General features: G+C 63.5%; 19 protein-coding genes and 2 pseudogenes. 14 read left to right on the top strand and 7 right to left on the bottom strand.

Translation table 11 applies throughout. From position 1 onward, the window contains the following. Positions 1-378 precede the first annotated feature (378 nt). Complete coding sequence (locus QGN32_RS23045; protein WP_326549222.1) at positions 379-1,467, top strand: CapA family protein; 1,089 nt, start codon at positions 379-381, stop codon at positions 1,465-1,467. Between the two features lie 131 nt (positions 1,468-1,598). On the opposite strand, the gene QGN32_RS23050 is transcribed toward QGN32_RS23045, so the two are convergent. The 3 genes from QGN32_RS23050 to QGN32_RS23060 form a co-directional block, all read right to left on the bottom strand. Continuing rightward, complete coding sequence (locus QGN32_RS23050; RefSeq protein ID WP_326546469.1) at positions 1,599-2,036, bottom strand: type II toxin-antitoxin system VapC family toxin; 438 nt, start codon at positions 2,034-2,036, stop codon at positions 1,599-1,601. Then, positions 2,033-2,287, bottom strand: a complete 255-nt coding sequence (locus tag QGN32_RS23055; RefSeq protein ID WP_326546470.1) for a ribbon-helix-helix protein, CopG family — start codon at positions 2,285-2,287, stop codon at positions 2,033-2,035. Before QGN32_RS23055 ends, QGN32_RS23050 begins: the two co-directional genes overlap by 4 nt. 343 nt (positions 2,288-2,630) lie before the next feature. Then, positions 2,631-2,882, bottom strand: coding sequence for a hypothetical protein (locus QGN32_RS23060; protein ID WP_326546471.1), 252 nt, complete (start codon positions 2,880-2,882; stop codon positions 2,631-2,633). A gap of 124 nt (positions 2,883-3,006) precedes the next feature. On the opposite strand from QGN32_RS23060, the gene QGN32_RS23065 reads away from it, so the two are divergent. Continuing rightward, complete coding sequence (locus QGN32_RS23065; protein WP_326546472.1) at positions 3,007-5,814, top strand: aconitate hydratase; 2,808 nt, start codon at positions 3,007-3,009, stop codon at positions 5,812-5,814. 11 nt (positions 5,815-5,825) lie between these two features. Here QGN32_RS23065 and QGN32_RS23070 read toward each other — a convergent pair whose 3' ends face one another. After that, the gene (locus QGN32_RS23070; protein WP_326549223.1) at positions 5,826-6,821 is read right to left on the bottom strand and encodes an Acg family FMN-binding oxidoreductase; all 996 of its coding nucleotides are present in this window, start codon (positions 6,819-6,821) and stop codon (positions 5,826-5,828) included. A 140-nt stretch (positions 6,822-6,961) separates the two neighbouring features. Between QGN32_RS23070 and QGN32_RS23075 the strand changes: the two are divergent. The 7 genes and pseudogenes from QGN32_RS23075 to QGN32_RS23110 form a co-directional block, all read left to right on the top strand. After that, positions 6,962-7,116 (top strand): annotated as a pseudogene (locus QGN32_RS23075) (ribbon-helix-helix protein, CopG family); the annotation flags it as partial. Positions 7,117-7,279: 163 nt separating this feature from the next. Continuing rightward, positions 7,280-7,486 carry a hypothetical protein gene (locus QGN32_RS23085; protein WP_326546473.1) on the top strand — a complete coding sequence of 69 codons (207 nt, stop codon included), beginning with the start codon at positions 7,280-7,282 and terminating at the stop codon, positions 7,484-7,486. Positions 7,487-7,791: 305 nt separating this feature from the next. Further along, on the top strand, positions 7,792-8,019 hold the full coding sequence (locus tag QGN32_RS23090) for a ribbon-helix-helix protein, CopG family (RefSeq protein WP_326546474.1): 228 nt from the start codon (positions 7,792-7,794) through the stop codon (positions 8,017-8,019). Next, the gene (locus tag QGN32_RS23095) at positions 8,016-8,318 is read left to right on the top strand and encodes a toxin (protein WP_326546475.1); all 303 of its coding nucleotides are present in this window, start codon (positions 8,016-8,018) and stop codon (positions 8,316-8,318) included. The genes QGN32_RS23090 and QGN32_RS23095 overlap by 4 nt, the downstream gene beginning before the upstream one ends. Before the next feature lie 74 nt (positions 8,319-8,392). After that, entirely contained in the window at positions 8,393-9,049 is a 657-nt protein-coding gene (locus QGN32_RS23100) for a hypothetical protein (protein WP_326546476.1), read from the top strand. 706 nt (positions 9,050-9,755) lie between these two features. Then, complete coding sequence (locus QGN32_RS23105; protein WP_326546477.1) at positions 9,756-10,028, top strand: type II toxin-antitoxin system Phd/YefM family antitoxin; 273 nt, start codon at positions 9,756-9,758, stop codon at positions 10,026-10,028. After that, positions 10,025-10,306 (top strand): type II toxin-antitoxin system RelE family toxin, encoded by a 282-nt coding sequence (locus QGN32_RS23110; protein WP_326546478.1) that lies wholly within the window; start codon positions 10,025-10,027, stop codon positions 10,304-10,306. The genes QGN32_RS23105 and QGN32_RS23110 overlap by 4 nt, the downstream gene beginning before the upstream one ends. Before the next feature lie 258 nt (positions 10,307-10,564). Here the strand turns inward: QGN32_RS23110 and QGN32_RS23115 are convergent, their stop codons facing one another. From QGN32_RS23115 to QGN32_RS23125, 3 genes are all read right to left on the bottom strand, one after another. Next, the gene (locus QGN32_RS23115) at positions 10,565-10,750 is read right to left on the bottom strand and encodes an alpha-2-macroglobulin family protein (RefSeq protein ID WP_326546479.1); all 186 of its coding nucleotides are present in this window, start codon (positions 10,748-10,750) and stop codon (positions 10,565-10,567) included. Continuing rightward, positions 10,747-11,373, bottom strand: coding sequence for a DinB family protein (locus tag QGN32_RS23120; protein ID WP_326549224.1), 627 nt, complete (start codon positions 11,371-11,373; stop codon positions 10,747-10,749). Before QGN32_RS23120 ends, QGN32_RS23115 begins: the two co-directional genes overlap by 4 nt. Before the next feature lie 566 nt (positions 11,374-11,939). Beyond that, positions 11,940-12,713: a phage integrase N-terminal SAM-like domain-containing protein gene (locus QGN32_RS23125; RefSeq protein ID WP_326546480.1), complete on the bottom strand. Its 774-nt coding sequence runs from the start codon at positions 12,711-12,713 to the stop codon at positions 11,940-11,942. 544 nt (positions 12,714-13,257) lie between these two features. Between QGN32_RS23125 and QGN32_RS23130 the strand changes: the two genes are divergently transcribed. From QGN32_RS23130 to QGN32_RS23150, 5 genes and pseudogenes are all read left to right on the top strand, one after another. Then, positions 13,258-14,016, top strand: a complete 759-nt coding sequence (locus QGN32_RS23130) for an alpha/beta fold hydrolase (RefSeq protein ID WP_326546481.1) — start codon at positions 13,258-13,260, stop codon at positions 14,014-14,016. Then, on the top strand, positions 13,991-14,263 hold the full coding sequence (locus QGN32_RS23135; protein ID WP_326546482.1) for a hypothetical protein: 273 nt from the start codon (positions 13,991-13,993) through the stop codon (positions 14,261-14,263). Before QGN32_RS23130 ends, QGN32_RS23135 begins: the two co-directional genes overlap by 26 nt. 99 nt (positions 14,264-14,362) lie before the next feature. Beyond that, on the top strand, positions 14,363-14,737 hold the full coding sequence (locus tag QGN32_RS23140) for a hypothetical protein (RefSeq protein WP_326546483.1): 375 nt from the start codon (positions 14,363-14,365) through the stop codon (positions 14,735-14,737). A 937-nt stretch (positions 14,738-15,674) separates the two neighbouring features. Further along, positions 15,675-17,187: pseudogene (gene istA / locus QGN32_RS23145) on the top strand (IS21 family transposase). Next, positions 17,184-17,960 (top strand): ATP-binding protein, encoded by a 777-nt coding sequence (locus tag QGN32_RS23150; RefSeq protein WP_326546484.1) that lies wholly within the window; start codon positions 17,184-17,186, stop codon positions 17,958-17,960. Before istA ends, QGN32_RS23150 begins: the two are co-directional and overlap by 4 nt. Positions 17,961-18,055 lie beyond the last annotated feature (95 nt).

Consider the following 18,055-nt stretch of genomic DNA (forward strand, 5'->3'; position numbering starts at 1 on the left):
GACGTCCGGATACCGAATTGACATTCGGCGTTTCGTTCGCCAGCAGGCAAAAGACCTTTCTTGAGGACCTTTGACCACAAAGGGCAGGACCTCCGACTCCGCAGATCGCGCACCGTCGTGCCATAGCCTCGATACGCCCGGTCCTGTTGATTCGGAGGACTACATGAGCCGCACAATCGACCTCGGCCCGACTGAACGCGAAGCTGCCGCCCGAGGTGCGTTCGACGACCTCAGCCGAGAACCGCGACGAGGACGAGCGTTTCGCCGGGGCAGCCTTTCTCAAGTGGCAATGACGCCAACGCGATCGATCGCTGGGGAAGTGGTTCGGAAGTGGTGGATAAGCCTGGTGTAGTGACGGTCCTCGCAGGCGGCGACGTCATGCTCGGCCGCGGCGTCGACCAGATACTGTCGCACCCGGGTAATCCCGAGCTGCGTGAGCCTGTCGTGCTCGACGCGCGTCGTTACGTCGAGCTGGCCGAGCGCACCAACGGGCCGATTCCGCGTCCCGTCGATTGGGGATGGCCATGGGGCGAAGCTCTGCAAATCCTGGACGAGCTTGCACCCGACGTCCGGTTGCTCAATCTGGAAACGACGATCACAACGAATGGGGAATTCGCGGATCGCAAGGCGATCCATTATCGAATGCATCCGGGCAACGTGGCGGCCCTGAGCGTGTTTCGCCCGGATGTGTGTGCCCTGGCCAACAACCACATGCTCGACTTCGGGCACCGAGGTTTGGCCGAGACCTGCGACGTCCTTACCGGGGCCGGGATCAAGGGGGTCGGGGCGGGTGCAAACATCGACGCCGCACAACGCCTGGCAGTGATCACCCTCAGCGGTGATCGGAAAATCATCATCGGCTCGGTGGCGACGCAGTCCAGTGGGGTCCCCGGATCGTGGGCCGCGGATCGGGATCGGCCCGGGGTGTGGTTGATCCGGGATCCGTCCCACCGCGCTGCCGCCGACGATGTCGCCGCGCATGTGTTGGCGCACAAGCGCGCCGGTGACATCGCGATCGTCTCAGTGCATTGGGGTTCCAACTGGGGCTACGGCGTGGGATTGAGTGAGATCCAGTTCGCTCACCGGTTGATCGATGCCGGCATCGACGTCGTGCACGGGCACTCCTCGCATCATCCTCGAGCGATCGAGATATACCGAGGGAAACCGATCCTGTACGGATGCGGCGATGTTATTGACGACTACGAGGGCATCGGCGGACACGAGTCCTTCCGCCCCGAGTTGAGGCTGTTCTATCTGATCTCGTTCGATCCTGAGCGCGACGAACGGGTGTCGCTGCAGATGCTGCCGCTGCGCGTGCGGCAGATGCGCCTCGAACGTGTCTCAAACGCCGATGCCGAATGGCTGCGCACGACCGCGGAGCACACCAGCCGGCGGTTCCATATCGAGGTTGCGGTCGCGCCGGACGGCCTGCTGGCAGTCCGGTCGAGCCGGGCTGGGCCTGGATAACTAGCGGGGATGTCAGGGACATTCCGACTCTCGTGGTCGCTGTAACGTAATGCTTTCGGCGACAGGAGAAGTGGGGGAGAGTCAGTTGGGGCGAGTGAGACCGACGATCCGCAATTGCGACTCGGCCGATATCAGGACAGCAACGAATCGGGAGTTCGGGATCGCACGCCGTCGAACCGGCTGAAATCGCTGTCGTAGGTGACGATTGTCGCCCGGTGCTCCAAGGCGAGCGCTGCGAGGTGGGCGTCGTTGACCAGATTGCCGCCGGTGCCGGTTTGTGCCACGAGGCGGGCCAGAATATCGGCGTGCCTCGGGGTCGGGCTGATCACCTGAGCTGCCGGGGCCGCGCACCAGTCGATCACTTGGCGCGTCGCATCCGGAGCAGGTAGGGGCGCGGGAAAGAGCCCGACTTTCGTCGCCAGGCGCACGAATGCGAGCAGCGGGGTCCACGCCAATCCGACGATGTCGGAACCGGAAAGAGCGTCGTCGAGCCAGCGCCTGCTGGCGTTGTGGTGCTCGCTCGCGGTGTTCACCGCGTACAGCAGCACATTTGCGTCAACGATCTTCACGCGCCACGACGCTGCCGGCGCAGCAATTCGTCATCCTCTAGGTCGCCAGCCAACTGCAATGCGCGGTCGAGATTTACCGTGGGCACACCGAGGTCGGCGGTGCGGGTGGTAAAACGTGTTGGCGCGGGCCGTCTTTCGGCCCCTTCGCGAATAGCGTCGTTTAGCGCCTTCTTGAACGAGATCCCGCGTTCGCGCATCAGGCGCCGGACTATCGCCAGGGTGTCATCGTCTAACGTGACGGTGGTGCGCACCGTGACAGCATAGCATCATTCGCATTGACAGCATGCAATCACGATTGGTGCAAGCAGTCGGCCGTCGACGTGGCCGTCCAACGTGGCGTGCCCGCGCCTGGGCAGGATCTCGATCTCTGAGCAATGTGGCCGGCCTGATCAAACGGGTCCGAACCGGTCAGCGTGGCCTCGATCGAGAGGTTCAATCCTGACCTTCGCGCCGTAGGGAGCTGCAAACTGGCCCACGCCGCCTGCCGCGCGAAATACCTGGCGGGTGCGTTTGACCTTCGCCGCCCGAATGGTAGCTGTGACGTATTACCCTGTGCGTCAACGGAGTCCGGAGACTGTCCGGTCAGGACTTCTTTCACGGAATGCGACTCCGTGGTTGCTGCTTGCGAGTTGTTGGCTCTGCACCGCGGCCGGCAAGCCGGCCCAAAGTGGCGACGCCGGGAACCGCCGACGCGACATTGAACACGTCGTTCCCCGTCGCGGCGAGCGCTTCGAGTTGAGTCAGGATCGCATCCATGGTGCGGATCATCGGATCGGCGACCGCGAGGGTCTCGATGAGATCGGGCGACTGACCGGCCAATTGGATCGAGGCCGGCGATATACGCATCGCGCTGCTCGCGACCGTTTGCGCTGTCTCGGCGGCCTGAAGGTTCCCCAACCCACCGCCGCTGCACGGTCCCGCGTTGGGACTAGCTTGGAGGTAGAACCACTTTCCAACTGAAGGGGACGACATGCGCTCAGCCAATTCGTCGGACAGCTTCGGGACCCGCGATCGACTGATCGTCGATGACACCGCCTACCTGATCTATCGGCTGGACCGCATCGACGGTTCGGCTCGGCTGCCCTTCAGCCTCAAGGTGCTGCTGGAGAACCTCGCTCGCAACGAGGACGGGCGGTTGGTCACCGCCGAACAGGCCAGTGCGCTGGCGGCCTGGGATCCGGCCGCAGAGCACGGGCGGGAGGTGGCCTACACACCGGCGCGGGTACTCATGCAGGACTTCACCGGGGTTCCGTGCGTGGTCGACCTGGTCGCTATGCGCGACGCCATCACCGATCTGGGTGGCGACACCCGGCGGATCAACCCACTGTGCCCGACGGAACTCGTTATCGACCACTCGGTGATCGCCGACGTATTCGGCCGTCCCGACGCCGTGCGCATCAACGCCGAGTTGGAGTTCGAGCGCAACGCCGAGCGCTACCAGCTGCTGCGGTGGGCACAACAAGCCTTCGACGACTTCAGCGTCGTTCCACCCGACACCGGGATCTGTCATCAGGTGAACCTCGAGTACCTCTCGCGGGTCGTGTTCACCTCCGACGGTCAGGGCGGCTCGATGGCCTACCCGGACACCCTGGTCGGCACCGACTCGCACACCCCGATGGTCAACGGACTTGGTGTATTGGGTTGGGGAGTGGGCGGTATCGAGGCCGAGGCGGCGATGCTCGGTCAGCCGATGAGCATGCTGATCCCGCCGGTGCTGGGCCTCAAACTGACCGGTGAGCTGCAGCCCGGCACCACCGCCACCGATCTCGTGCTGACCGTGGCCGAGCTGCTGCGGCGCACCGGGGTGGTCGGCAAGTTCGTCGAGTTGTACGGTCCCGGCGTCGCCAACGTGCCGCTGGCTAACCGCGCGACGATTGGCAACATGAGCCCGGAGTACGGCGCCACGTGCGCGATCTTCCCGATCGATGCGGTCACGCTCGACTATCTGCGGCTCACCGGCCGCTCCGAACATCAGATCAAGTTGGTGGAGGCTTACGCCAAGGAGCAGGGCATGTGGCACGACCCTGGCCACGAGCCCACGTTCTCACAGACCATCGAGCTGGACCTGGGCACCGTCGAACCGTCGATCGCCGGGCCGAAGCGACCACAGGACCGCATCCCGCTGCGCATTGCGCCGCACGCGGTCAGCGCGCTGCTCACCGGTGCCGAAACCACGGAGGACGCGCTAGCCGGTCTGGATAAGGCGTCGGCCCTGTCGTTCCCGGCCAGCGACCCGATAGCGATCGACTTCAACAGGCCGGGCGACAAACCGCGCTCGCCATGTCTGTGCGGCCGCATCCACGACTGGCCGTCGTCACCGGTCGAGGTCGAACTCGATGACGGAACCAATACCGAAGTTGACAACGGCCATGTGGTGATCGCCGCGATCACCTCCTGCACCAACACCTCGAACCCGTCGGTGATGGTGGGCGCCGCGCTGCTGGCGAAGAAGGCGGTCGAGAAGGGGCTGACCCGCAAGCCCTGGGTCAAGACAACGCTGGCGCCGGGCTCGCGGGTTGTCACGGACTACTACGAGAAAGCCGGTCTCACAGAGTATCTGGACACACTGGGATTCAACCTCGTCGGCTACGGCTGCACCACCTGCATCGGCAACTCCGGACCGCTGATCCCTCAGGTGAGTCGGGCGGTGACCGACAACGACCTGACGGTCTGCTCGGTGCTGTCGGGCAACCGCAACTTCGAGGGCCGGATCCATCCGGAGACCCGGATGAACTTCTTGGCCTCACCGCCGCTGGTCGTCGCGTATGCACTCGCCGGCACGCTGCACCTCGACCTTCTCCAGGATCCGCTGGGCACCGGCCATGATGGCGAGCCGGTATACCTGCGCGATATCTGGCCGACGGCCGACGAGATCGCCGAGGTGGTCGACGATCACCTGCAGGCCGAGTTGTTCACCAGGAGCTACGCGGACGTGTTCACCGGTGACGACCGCTGGCGGTCGCTGCCGGTCCCGGAAAGTGACACCTTCGAGTGGGATCCCGACTCGACTTATGTGCGTCGGCCGCCGTACTTCGATGGCATGGGACGCGAACCCGACCCGGTCAACGACATTGCCGGCGCGCGGGTGCTGGCCAAGCTGGGGGACTCGGTCACCACTGATCACATCAGCCCGGCCGGGTCGATCAGCCCGACGTCCCCGGCGGGGCAGTACCTGACCGCGCACGGCGTCGAGCGCAAGAACTTCAACTCCTACGGTTCGCGGCGCGGCAACCACGAGGTGATGATCCGCGGTACCTTCGCCAACATCCGACTGCGCAACCAACTCGCGCCGGACACCGAAGGCGGGTGGACCCGTGACTTCACCCAGCCCGACGGGCCGGTCACGACGATCTACGAGGCTTCGGTGAGCTACGCCGACGCCGGTACGCCGCTGGTGCTCCTCGCCGGCAAGGAGTACGGCTCGGGGTCGTCGCGGGACTGGGCTGCCAAGGGCACGCTCCTGCTCGGAGTGCGCGCGGTGATCGCCGAGTCCTATGAGCGCATCCACCGCTCCAATCTCATCGGCATGGGCGTGCTGCCGCTGCAGTTCGCCGACGGGCAGAGCGCGGAGTCGCTCGGGCTGACGGGCGAGGAGACGTTCGAGATCACCGGCGTGACTGCCCTCAACGACTCGATTCCCGACACCGTGCATGTGAAGGCCGACGGGCTCGATTTCGACGCGGTGGTGCGCATCGACACCCCCGCCGAGGCCGACTACTACCGGCACAGCGGCATCATGCAGTATGTATTGCGCCAATTGCTGGACGGGCGATCCTGACTGCAATCGGTTCAGACGACGACATTTCGCTCATCCCCCGAAAGCCACTGCACTATGTCGTCAAGTGCACGTCGCGGTGTCGGCGGCAAAGGATCGGCGTTGGCCGGCGCCCAGCCGACCCGCAACAGCATCTGCGGAAAGCAGCACGAGCCGAACACGTCGGACCAGACGGCGTCACGTGTTTCCCGGATCTCGAGGGGCTCGGTGATCGGGCAACTGGCCAACCCGGCCGCCGTCGCGGTCAACAGCGCCGCGCTGGCGGCCTCACCCGCATTCAATTGGCTCAGCCGGTCATCGGTATCGGTGCCAAGAGCCAATATCACCGCGTTGTCCTCGGCGGTTGAGCCGTCGGCAGGCTGAGCAAGGGCGGGACCGGCAAACAGGCGGTTGCGTAGCGCCGTATCGTATTTCGGCTCGTTTCGTGCCGGTATGCCGGCCAAGGAGCCGTACCGTCCGCTCCACTGCGTCAGTTCGGCTAGATATTCGTGGTTGGCCGCATGTCTCCAAAATGCTTGCGCCACAATAGTGTACAGGGTGTCGACCTCGTCGATTCGGCGCAGGTTGACCCCGATTTGAGCCGCGCGTTCGCGCATCAAACCGATGTCGTCGTCCGACACCGGCCGCGGACCAAAGTTTCGTCGATCCGTTTGCCGCCGCGGTATCGCGGCCATCAGCATGGCATCGTCGTGGTCGCCCTCGCCGCGATGCAATTCGATCGTCGCGAGATGATTACCGTCACGTGCATCTGGAAGGCGGTGAACCGTGGTTCGCCATCCCATCGCATGGAACGCGATCACGCAGTGATTCAGTGCCGCACCGCAACTCAGCATCAAGTCACGGCCGTCCGGATCGACGTGGGGAAGCCTCAAGCTAGGATCGATGTACAAATGCACGGCTCTGTCGTCGACTCGCCACCGCCATGGCTGCGAGTTGTATATGGAAGGCGCTCGGGTTGCCAACGTGAGTACTGCGCGGGTCGTTTCACTGTCCGGAAAGTGCTCACTCATCAGCACATCGCCTCCTACGGGGAGCCCACTGTTCCCTCCATGATCCCGCACCGCCGCCGCGGTAGCTAGAGCGCCAAGGTCGTGGTGAGCGCGAGTCTGCAAGCGAGCCGACTCGTCGGTCATACCCAGTCACACTGTTCGTGAAGACAGCCGTATCTGTCTCTGACGAGACATTCGACAGCGTCTGCCAAACCGCCTCGGAGCTGGGTATGAGCCGATCCGAGTTCTTCGCCCGCGCGGCGCAGCGCTACCTCGATGAGTCAGACGCCCGATCGTGACAGGCCAGATCGACAAGACGCCAGTCGCCTTGCGACCGTGCTCATTGCGGTGATCCCTTTGAACACAGCCTTTGCGGCGATGCCGGGCAATGTGGTCCTACCTGCTGCAGCGACGGGACTCCCGCGCGATTCAGTCGTAAGCAGGTGCAAGCGACACACACCATCGAAGGTTTTCTTGCGGTGGAAGTAGCCCCTCGGGCGTTCGTGGCAGAGAACGGCCATGTGATGACCCGGCTCTCAGCCACCAAGTGGGGCGGCGGCGAAGGTCTGGAGATCCTCGACTACTCGGGGCCGGGCACCGTCGAGGTCTCCGACGAGAAGCTCGCTGAGGCTCAACGGGCCAGCGAAGTGGAAGCCGAACTGCGTCGCGAGGCCGGAACGGCGTGAGCTGGGGCGGCTCTAGACGCTGGCACAGACTCGCTCCTGAGCGAAAGGCTAAACGCCTGGCCGGCGGATTCCCATTCTTAGGGTCAAGTCGCGCCAGACGTTAGGACGCACCCACTCGGCGCAGATTGAATGAGAAGGACAGGTTCCAACCTCACATCAAATATGTTGTTGCGCAACGCAACTCACTATCACCTGGTAACGGTGCGGTTCACGAGGTGCGAGTTTCCCCGTGACCCGCAGGGGAGTGGCGCCACTTCCCGAAGGATCCAGCGGCCGGACAGTAGGATCATTGGTAGTATGTCTGTATGGCCAAAGAGAAGATTTCCGTGACTGTTGATGCGGCGGTGCTCGCCGACGCTGACGCCGATGCCAAGGCGGCGGGGTTGAATCGGTCGGAGATGATCGAGCGAGCATTGCGCACCGAACATCTTCGTCGTGCGTTGCACACCTACACAACTCGCACTGTGCCGGCGCTGAACATCGACTCCTATGCCGAGCAGGTATATAAGGCCAACCACGCCGCAGCCTTGTGATCGCGCCCGGCGACATCGCACCGCGCCAGGACAGCGGCCGCGAGCTATACGTGGCGGTGCTCTCCAACTCGATCCACCTCGCCGCCAGTACCGGCCGTATCATCACCTGCCCCTTCATCCCCGGCCCAACCCCGGACGGCGCGATGGCCATGGTCGTCCCCATCAATCAGCCCGAAGGCACGCTTCTCCCCGAACTCGTTCAATGGTTACCGAGTTCTGCGCTCGGTGAACCGATCGGCACCGTCGGAGCAGTCGCCATCGGCGAGGCGACAACGATTGTGGCGGCGCTGATCTCGTAGGCGCGCCATCGGAATGCTCCTTCCCGATTTCATCACGTGACGCCCGCACCGCGTCCGCGAACAGGCTGCAGCGCGTGCCTGCTCAACAGCAAGCGTCTTCAGATGCGGCGCCGCGGGCGATGGAGCATCCGCAGCTGAAGGCCTATCTAGTCTTCTCCGAAGCCTTATCGCCGATCTCGCAGACGTCGGCCGACCGCATCGTGGACATCCTAATTCGAATTGTCGGTGTCGAAGGTCCCGTGACCGGTTGGCGAATCCACCAGGTGTACCGAAAATGCGCGACGGTTCGCGAATCGCACGATGATTTCTCTCGTCTGCTCAACCGGGTCATTTCGGCTGCTGAGCGCAAAGGGGCGATCGTCTCGGAGAACCCACTCAATGAGTCCGGCAACAAGCCACGGACCTTTAGGCTGCCGAGTCAGCCGTCGGTCGTCGCACGGGAGCTGGGTACGCGGACTATCGATATCGTCCCCTCGGGCGAGGTGCTTCAGTACTGCCGGAGTGTTTCGGCAGGACAAGGGCTGTCCGAGAACGATCTGATTGAGCGGGTGGGCAAGCTGCTTCGTAACCGGCATTTAGTGAGCGAACTGCGAGAGGCGGTCGCGGCCGCGAAGCGCATTGATGCGAGAATCGCCGCGCCCCCGGCCCGGACGTCAACCGGCCCGATTCCCCGAAGATCGGAAGGCGTCTGTCCGTCGTGCTTCACAATTCACGCCGGCGAGTGCGCATAGTCATCAAAGGAGTTTCGCCACTATTGTCGATGGATTACCAGCTGGCCGAAGCACGTTGCACACCAACTATTTTCGTGACTGGGCGCAGCGACCGCCATCGCAAGTCGGCCGTGCCGTGTCATTGGTCGACGTTATGCTGACCGGATGGCTACGGAAATCACAGTCCGCGGGTCCTCACTTATGCGTGGCCGGGGAGTTGGTGGCCGCTGAGCCGGTCGATGACCGCTGGGTGATCGAAGGCCAGGTATTCGTCTTTCGCTAACACTGCCAGTTCACCGCGGGCACCGGCCTACGCCAGTGGTGGTACGTGAATGTCGAAGTTGCGATGGTGGATCATGGCTTGAGTCGAGCGCTGGCTGACCTGAGGGCGCACACTCGTGTTTGGCAGGGCCGCACGGAATGAGGAGCGAGAAGTGGTCGAATGTCGTAATTGCACAGCAGGTATGTGCAGCCACGGGGCGCAGTGTCCGATGATGATTCGCTGGTACGACGATCCGTGGGACGGCACTTTTTGGCGGCGCTGCGAGTGCACGGCATCGATGCACGCGGCGGGGTATCCCGTGTCGGTCCTGGCGGGTGGCTCCGCGCGACGAGCGGCAGGCAAACCCGAGGTGAGCATGGCGCACCAGGAGCGTCGAGTTCGGAGCACTTGTATCGGCTAGTTTTCTGGCTACTATTAGGCCTGTTCTTCGGCTAAGATGTCGTCATGGCGAAGAATGTTGCGCTGTCGGAGGCCAAGGACAAGCTCTCGGCCTATGTCGATGAGGCGGAGAAAACCCACGAGATCATCCAGATCACCCGCCACGGCCGGGTGGCCGCGGTGATCATGTCCGCTGATGACCTTGAATCTCTGCAAGAGACGCTGCACGCTCTGCGGACACCCGGCGTGGCGAAAGACCTGGCCCAAGCCGAGGCCGATTTTGCGGCGGGCAACACAGTGTCCGCCGAGGAGGTTAGGCGGCGCTACGGTCTGACGTGACCGAGCCCGAAGCCTCGTGGGAGGTTGCGTTTTCTCCAGGCGCAGATCGTGCGCTGCAGCGTCTGCCGCACAAGGTGGCCACGGCGGTGGCCGAGTTCGTTCTGACCACGTTGCCGACCGATCCGTACCGGCTGTCCAAGCCGCTGCGATACGAGTTCGAGCACTGGCGGGTAGCGCGCCGTGGTGCCTACCGCGTGACGTTTCGCATTCACGATGACGTGCGCGTGCTCTATATCGGCCGAATTGAGCACCGTGCCCACGTGTACCGGCGACAGTGAGACTGTTCTTCGTGCGTTACCGGCCGCCAAAAGGCAGCCGCATCTGAGAAATTTCGCTCACCGAGGCGTCCGAATCGCCGTCCCTGACGAGCTTGATTCCCGCCGCGTTATAAGCGCTGATTGCCCCCTCGGCAACAGATGCCAGCGTCGCCACCTCGTGTGGCCGAGCTCCGGGGCGTCCGCTAACGTCTCATTGACCGCGCTGTCAGGCCGCGCGCTGCACATACCGAACCCCCATCGCCTCAACTGCTTGGCGCGCTACTCGATGACCACCCGGTCGGTGGCGCCTCGGCCGAACACTTCGGGCGAGTACATCTCCCCGGCCTTGGGCGGGCCAGCGGTAAAGGTGCCCGGGGTCGTCGCACGGGCGGTGTAGCGATACCGATGCCACGCCGGGGGATTGCGGAAATCGTAGAGATATCCGAAGGTCAGTTTCGTGTTCACGGTTGATCGGAAGCCACACTGTGAGCGGCCGGTTTCCAAGGCTTGAATCGGCCCGTCTCAGGCCAGCCTTCGACCGCCGCCAGGAGCTCGTACATCGTTGCGCCGTCGATGCACTCGCGAATGATGTCGGCGTGTCCGGCGTGCCGGGTGAACTCCTCAATGAGGTGCAACACCACCCAGCGAACCGTGCAATCGGCGGCAACCCCGTAAGCCGCGTAGATATGGTTGGGCACTCTCACCGAGGCGTCGAGGTCAGCGTCGCCGAGAACACCCATGGTCGCGGCGTTCTGGGCCGTCAACCGTTCGAGTAACCCGGCAAGGGTGTCCTTGTCGCGCATCACGAACTGCTCCTCGCGGCGCTCCCACGTCACCATCATCCCTTCCAACGACCACGGGTCTTGCGCCAGGCCTGGTGGGGTAAGCACTTGCTGCGTCCATGCGTACTCCATGGTGGTCATGTGTTTGATCAGGCCGCCGATGCAAAGGCTGCTCGCCGTTGGGGTGCAACGGGCTTGTTCATCGGTCAGACCGTAGGAGGTCACGTCGAATGCCTGGTGTTGATATCTGAGGTATTCCAGCAAGCTGGCGAGTTCACCGGTAGCAGGAGCGGGCATCGCGGGCATGGCTACATCTTCTTCCGCCATCGCCGGCCGCCACAGGCGTTCGCGAGAAGTGGCAGCAAAGCTTGTCCCCGGCGTGTAACGATCCAGTACGTGGCCAACGAGTACGCCTGGGGAAGCACAGACCGGGAACACCGACGGCTTGCAAGTCAAGGTGACGCGCTGCGTCCTGCGACAGAAAGGCTGTTCCGCGCTGCCGGTATCGGACCGGGTATGCGTGTGCTTGATTGTGGGTCGGGCGGCGGCGATGTTTCGGTCATCCGCGGACCTGGTGACCTCATCAGGTCAAGTTGTGGGCATCGACCGCGACGCCGCTCACGTCGACGCCGCGAACCGCCGTGTAAAGGACGACGGCCTTACACATGTTCGGTTCGAAACAGCCGACATTTCGTCGCCGTGAGTGCAACTTCAACTCCTGCGGCAGACCCGCGCGCCGACGAAGTGCCGTGAACGACCGCCCAAGGGCGTTGAGCGTCAACCTGCCACCGCGCTCACTGGGCCACAATGCGGGGGAGCGGTCGGCGGTGGTGAACAGCTCTCGGCCCTCCGCGCACCAGTACTGCAAAAGCTCAACTGCTCATGGGAACTCGGGAACTGTCAGCACCGTTCGCCGGCGGGGGCCGGACCCCTTCGTGCCCTTTGCCCACCGAACGGTCAGTGCGCCGTAGTCGCCGTAGCGCGGCACGTGCGGATTGGGCCCGAAGTCGGTCAGATCCAGTTTGACCAGTTCCTTTCGTCGAAGCCCAATAGGCATAACCGATTTTGAACCCGATCGAGTCAGGAAGCACTGTCATCCAGCGCTTCGATCCGTTGCGGTGCTGCTCATCAACAAAGTCGTCGACGACGTCGAACATGTGCTGCAATTCGGACTTGGTGAACGTCCGCCGGTTCGGTGGGACAGCATCGTCGGTGGTGTGTTGCGGCGTGTTCCACTCGAAACAGATCTGCGACGGAACGTCGCCGAATTGCTTCTCGCAGAACGTAACCCAACCGTAACCATTGTCACTGACGTAAGAGCAAAACATCGAGATCGCGTTGCTATACGAACGTAAGGTGGATAACGCAATCGGCGTCTCTCGCGACCGTAGATCCACGAGAAATCGATCAACATCAAGTGGGCGCCACCGCCATGGACACTCGTTGGTGAACTCGACAAACCGAGACACAACGCCGCACCGGCCCTTGATGGTATCGGTCGCCAGACCACGTGCGAGCATCTGAGCTCGCCATCCATCGACCATCGCGTTGAACACCGTCTCGTCAGCACGAAGCAGCGAAACGTCATCGCGGCGCAGAACCTGCGGAATGAAGCCGGGCAGTTCCTCAACCATGTCGGCGGCCACCCAAAGGCCGGGCCGACCATCAACTCAACATGTCGCTTCAAAGCCCTGCGCCACAAGCCAATTCGTCACAGTGACGTTTCGGTGATGCTGCGGAGTAAGGGAGGAAGGGCCGTCGAATGCCGGCTACACCGCCGGTCGACTGGGGCATTCTCAAAGATTTCACCTAACAGCCGAATCATTCATTAAGTGATTGAACTGTACGGCAACTCGGTACCTGTACAATAGATGCACACAGCCCCGTTCGGACCGGAATTAGTGCCCCGACGTGCTCAGATCGGCCAATCGTTGTCCGATCCGTGAAATCATGAGAGTAGACCAGAGCGATGACCTGGGCACTCTCAATTCGTTCTGGACTGATCTGACAAGAGTTGTCCACGAAGACATGAGAGTGGCGGACAGAATCCGAAAAGACGTGAGAGTGTCGGACACGTGCAGCCGACGACGAGCGGCGTTAGCAACTGTTCGGGTGGCGAAAACTGGCGCGCCGTCGCGTCGAGGGCTTTACGATGCGGTCCAGCGCCCACGGCGCTGAAGGAGGCCCGCCATGACACTGCCCGCTTTGGTCCTGGTGCACGGAGGCGGTTTTGCCGCTGATTGTTGGGAGCCCACCGTAGACGCGATCCACCGCATGGAGCCGAAGCTAAGGGTGCTGGCCGTTGATTTGCCAGGTCGGCGAGACAAGGCCGGTGACCTGATCACGGCTTGTATCGACGACTGGATCGACTCGGTAGTGTCGGACATCGAGAATGCCGTGCTCGACGACCTCGTTATCGTCGGCCATTCGCTGGCGGGGGTGACCGCTCCCGGTGTTGTCACCAAACTCGGCTCGGCGCGGGTGCGGGAGATGATCTTGGCCACCGCGCAAGTACCGACCAACGGCGGCGCCCTGGTGGACACGTTACACGGGGCGCTGAGCTGGTACGCACGTCGCACCGCGAAACGCAAAGTGCAGAAAGGCCGTTCGGTCCGTTCGGGAGGTTTGCCTACTGCGTTGGCGAGGTTTGTATTCTGCAACGGAATGACTCCCGCACAACGCAGGTTCACACTGGCTCGGTCCTGTCAGGAATCAGCCCCCATCATGATAGAAAAAGTTGACCGCAGCGGTATGCCCGACGAGGTGCCACGCACGTGGATACTTACTCGGCGTGATCGCGCCGTCTCGATGAAGATTCAACACGAGTGCATCGCCGCGCTCGGCGGAGTGCAGACGCTCATCGAGATCGACACCTGCCACATGCTGATGGTGAGCGAACCTGAACGGCTGGCAGAGATCCTTGTTGAGCGCTGCCGGTTGTACGCGTAGTGCCAATCGGCAACAGCGCAACCCCGCAGCAGCCGCAGCTGTCCGAGCTCCCTACGAAATCGATCCGGCCGACGCACAGCGGAAGGCGTTGAAAGACATCGCCTTTGAACTCGGCTTCACCAAGAGCGTTGGCGACACGGCGGCGGATGCGATCGATGAGGTCGGCAAATGCGTAGCCGGCAAGAGCGGAGTGCCGTGGGGCCGCGTGCAGACAGCTGCGGCCGGGGTGGCATTGATCGCCGCATGACCTCTTGGCCTTGCTGTCGCGACGCCGGCCGGCGTGTTTGGTGGTGCAGCCATAGTTGGTGGACTGGCTGCCTTCGGTCCCGGCGGAATGGTGGGCGGATTGGCCATGTTCGGGGGGCTTGCCGGCGCCGGCGCAGCAGCTGCTGCCGCTGCCATCGCCGGAGGAGGCGGACCGACGGAATCGATCGGCAACTTCGAAAAGCTGCTGTTGCGCATATCGACTGAGTACGCGCGCCAGAAGCTTGATCTTCCTTTCGACGCCATGCTGTGGTTCCAGGTCACCGATTTCGAGGGACAGATTGCGGCGACACTCAACCGTCTCCAACCTTTCAGCGACGCCAAGTCGCCGATGGTTGTCCAGCTGATCGAGGCACAAACAGCGATCAGGGCGCTCTTGCAGTTCATGATCGAAATGGGGCTCGCACCGGAGGCACTCACCGACGGTGAGCCAGGCGCGTTACAGCGTTTAGAGTGACGATCTTTCTCGTGGCACCCGCGGGAAATGTCACCGGGACGCCATCGCCAACCGACAAAGCTACGAAACTGTCCACACGATAACGACTTTCATGGGCCAGCCACGCGTTGGCAATCCGTCACTGTGACATAATTACAGGTTCCGGGCGGAAGCGGCAAGGGGCCAAACCCGGGGTCATGACTTGGCCGGCAAACAGATACAGGGCTTGAACGAACGCCCGCCAACCACCCGTCGGGCGCTGACACGTGGGACTGGGCCACGCCGCGCAAGTCGCAGACGAAATCCTGGCTGACTCCACAGCGAGCGCGTGCCGGCTGCGAAACAGCCGTCGTAGTCACCATCCAAAACGGCACAGAAGTAGCAGGATCGGTCGGACAGCCGGCCTAGCAGCCAAGACGGGTGTCCGACCGCGATTAGGTGAGAGTGCGGGGGAGTGCTGACCTGCGCACTCTCAAGCGTTTCTGGACGGCATCAGGCCAGGACATCCGCGAAAAATTGAGGGTGCCGGATGAAATCCAGAAAGACCTGAGAGTGCCGGACACAACTTCTGCGGATCCATGGTCGTACGGTTTGGTGGCCTACGGGCGGGACCAATAGGTGTGGATGGCTCGCCCGCGTCGGTCGACCGAGGTGACGCGTCGCGCCTGCGTGGGTTTAGCCGCCGTCTGGACGACAATTGGCACATGGCGAGCAAGACGGACACCGCATACCCGCCGCCCATGTCGGCGGACATGAAAAACTGCCCACAGGCGGACATGAAAGTGCCCATTCACGGCCATTAAGAACTGCCCACTGACGGACACGAATGTGGCCCGTTGGCGGACATGAATCTGCCCAGACCTGTTTGATGCTGCCCGGCGCGTCAGCGCCGTGGCGGCCTCTCCTGCGGTTTCGATGTCGATGCCTAGTCGACCCGACAACCCCAGGAGAGACCTACGTGAAGTCTGACGGAGAACTCATGGAAATACTCAATGCCTACGACCTGACCGGGTCTTATCGCGCCGCCGCCGAGCTGTGCGGGTGCTCGCACCACACCGTGAAGAAAGCGGTCGATGACCGCAACGCCGGGCTGCCGCCAGCGACGCGGCGGGCCCGGATGATCGACGACTGGCGCGGCCTGCTGGAGACCTGGGTCGATGATTCGAAGGGCAAGATCCGCGGCGACAAAGCCCACGACAAGCTGGTGGCGTTGGGCTACGCCGGCACCGACCGCACCACCCGCGGGCGTTAGCGGACAAATCCCAATGGCGACTGGGCAATACACGCGTGCACCGACCGTGGATCACCGAACCCGGCTTGTGGCTGCAGTACGACTTCGCCGACGGCCCTGTGGTGGCCGGGCGCAAGATTGTGCTGTTGGTGGCGTGGCTGGCGTGGAGCCGCTACCGGGTGGTGGTCGCGCTGCGGGATCGCACCGCGCCCAGTGTGTTCGCCGGCCTGGACCGCATCTTCCGCATCGTCGGTGGTGCTCCGACGTATTTGCTGACCGACAACGAGAAGACCGTCACCACCGGACATATCGCCGGGGTGCCGATCCGCAACCGCGCAGCGGTCACTTTCGGCCGTTACTACGGCATCTCGGTACTGACCTGCCAACCGGCCGACCCCGCCTCCAAGGGTGGGGTGGAGAACGCCGTCAAACTCGCCAAAGCCGACATCGTGCCCACCGACACGAACCTGCTGCCCCAGTACGACAGTTTCGCCGATGTCGAAGCCGCGTGCGCCGGGTTCACCGCCGACGTCAATGCCCGGGTAACCGCGCCACGGGTCGCCGGCCGGTGGAGATGCTCACCGCCGAACGCCCGGCCCTGCACGCGATCCCCGATCTGCCCCACACCGCCGCGTTGGGGGTGACCCGCCGGGTTCCTGACAACACTTCCATGGTCACCTTCGAACACGGCCAATACTCGCTTCCGGCAACACTATTGGGCCAGACGGTGTGGATCCGTCACCACGGCGGCACCGACGAAGTAGTGATCTGCGCTCTCGATGACGGCGGGCCGGTCGAGGTGGCGCGGCACCGCCGCGCGACACCGGGCAGCCCCGCCATCAACGACGCTCATTTCCCTGACCACCGCGACAAGGTTCCCGGTGATTACCGGGTGCGGGCCCGCACCGTCAGTGAGCAGACGTTCCTGGCGCTGGGGCCGGGTGCGGCGGTATGGCTCAAGGAAGCCGCCGCCGTCGGTACCGAACGGATCCTGCAGAAAATGGCCCACGCCGTGGAACTGTCCGCGTTGGCCGGCCGTGCCGATGTCGACTGGGCCCTCGGGCATGCCGCCGTGCACGGCCGGTTTGCCACCGGCGACTTGGATTCCATCCTCGCTGCCAAAGGCATGGACCCGACCCGTCGCGGCGCCGACGAGCACACCTCCCTGGCGCAAGGCACCCGCGGATGGAATCTGTTCGGCACTAACATCATCACCACCGGTGAGGCAGGCATCGCATGACTACTACGATTGCTGCCGCGAAGCTGCCGGCCGAGGTGGAGTCGTTGATGCGGGCACTGCGGTTGCCGCACGCCCGGGCGATCGCCGCCGACGTGCTCGCCACCGCCAGAGCTCAACGCTGGGATCCGACCGAGGTCATCAAGGCACTGCTGACCGAGGAAGCCACCGGCCGGGCCCGCTCCATGCTGGCCGCCCGCCGCAAAGCCGCCGGATTCCCCACCGGGAAAACCTTCGATGCGTGGGACCCGGGCGCCTCCTCGATCCCGCTGCCCACCCAACAGGCGCTGCAAACCCTGGAATGGGTGGGCCGTCGGGAGAACCTGGTGGTCTGCGGGCCCGCCGGGACCGGCAAGACGTTCTTCCTCGAAGCGTTGGGGCAGACGGTCATTGAGGCCGGGATGCCGGTGGCGTGGTTCACCCTCGAGCAGATCGGGGTACTCGTGCGGGCCCACCGCGCTGATGACTCCCTGGGCAAGGCTGTGGCCAAGATCGTGCGCACCGAGCTCGTGGTCATCGATGACGTGGGCCTGTTGCCGGTGGGTGCTGACGCCGCCGAAGGGCTCTACCGCATCGTCGAAGCCGCATACGAACGCCGCTCGGTGACGATCTCGTCGAACCTGCACCCGAGTGGCTTCGATGAGCTGATGCCCAAGACGTTGGCCACCGCCACCGTGGACCGGCTGCTGCACCACGCGCACCTGTGCCAAACCAGCGGCGACTCCGTGCGCCTGGCCCAAGCCCTGCACGGGAAAGGAGTCAAACCCCTGACCTGACGGACACAACCGGTGGCGGGCACACCTTCACGGGCAGATTCGTGTCCGCCACTGGGCAGTTCTTATTGGCCACCGATGGGCATTCCTCATGTCCG

Source organism: Mycolicibacterium sp. ND9-15, assembly GCF_035918395.1.
In the GTDB taxonomy this organism is placed as follows: domain Bacteria; phylum Actinomycetota; class Actinomycetes; order Mycobacteriales; family Mycobacteriaceae; genus Mycobacterium.

Coding starts and splice junctions, on each gene's coding strand:
- QGN32_RS23105 (WP_326546477.1), top strand. CDS start 9,756: ATGGCGAAGAATGTTGCGCTGTCGGAGGCCAAGGACAAGCTCTCGGCC.
- QGN32_RS23130 (WP_326546481.1), top strand. CDS start 13,258: ATGACACTGCCCGCTTTGGTCCTGGTGCACGGAGGCGGTTTTGCCGCT.
- QGN32_RS23150 (WP_326546484.1), top strand. CDS start 17,184: ATGACTACTACGATTGCTGCCGCGAAGCTGCCGGCCGAGGTGGAGTCG.
- QGN32_RS23090 (WP_326546474.1), top strand. CDS start 7,792: ATGGCCAAAGAGAAGATTTCCGTGACTGTTGATGCGGCGGTGCTCGCC.
- QGN32_RS23060 (WP_326546471.1), bottom strand. CDS start 2,882: ATGCGTATATCGCCGGCCTCGATCCAATTGGCCGGTCAGTCGCCCGAT.
- QGN32_RS23070 (WP_326549223.1), bottom strand. CDS start 6,821: ATGAGTGAGCACTTTCCGGACAGTGAAACGACCCGCGCAGTACTCACG.
- QGN32_RS23120 (WP_326549224.1), bottom strand. CDS start 11,373: ATGCCCGCGATGCCCGCTCCTGCTACCGGTGAACTCGCCAGCTTGCTG.
- QGN32_RS23045 (WP_326549222.1), top strand. CDS start 379: ATGCTCGGCCGCGGCGTCGACCAGATACTGTCGCACCCGGGTAATCCC.
- QGN32_RS23065 (WP_326546472.1), top strand. CDS start 3,007: ATGCGCTCAGCCAATTCGTCGGACAGCTTCGGGACCCGCGATCGACTG.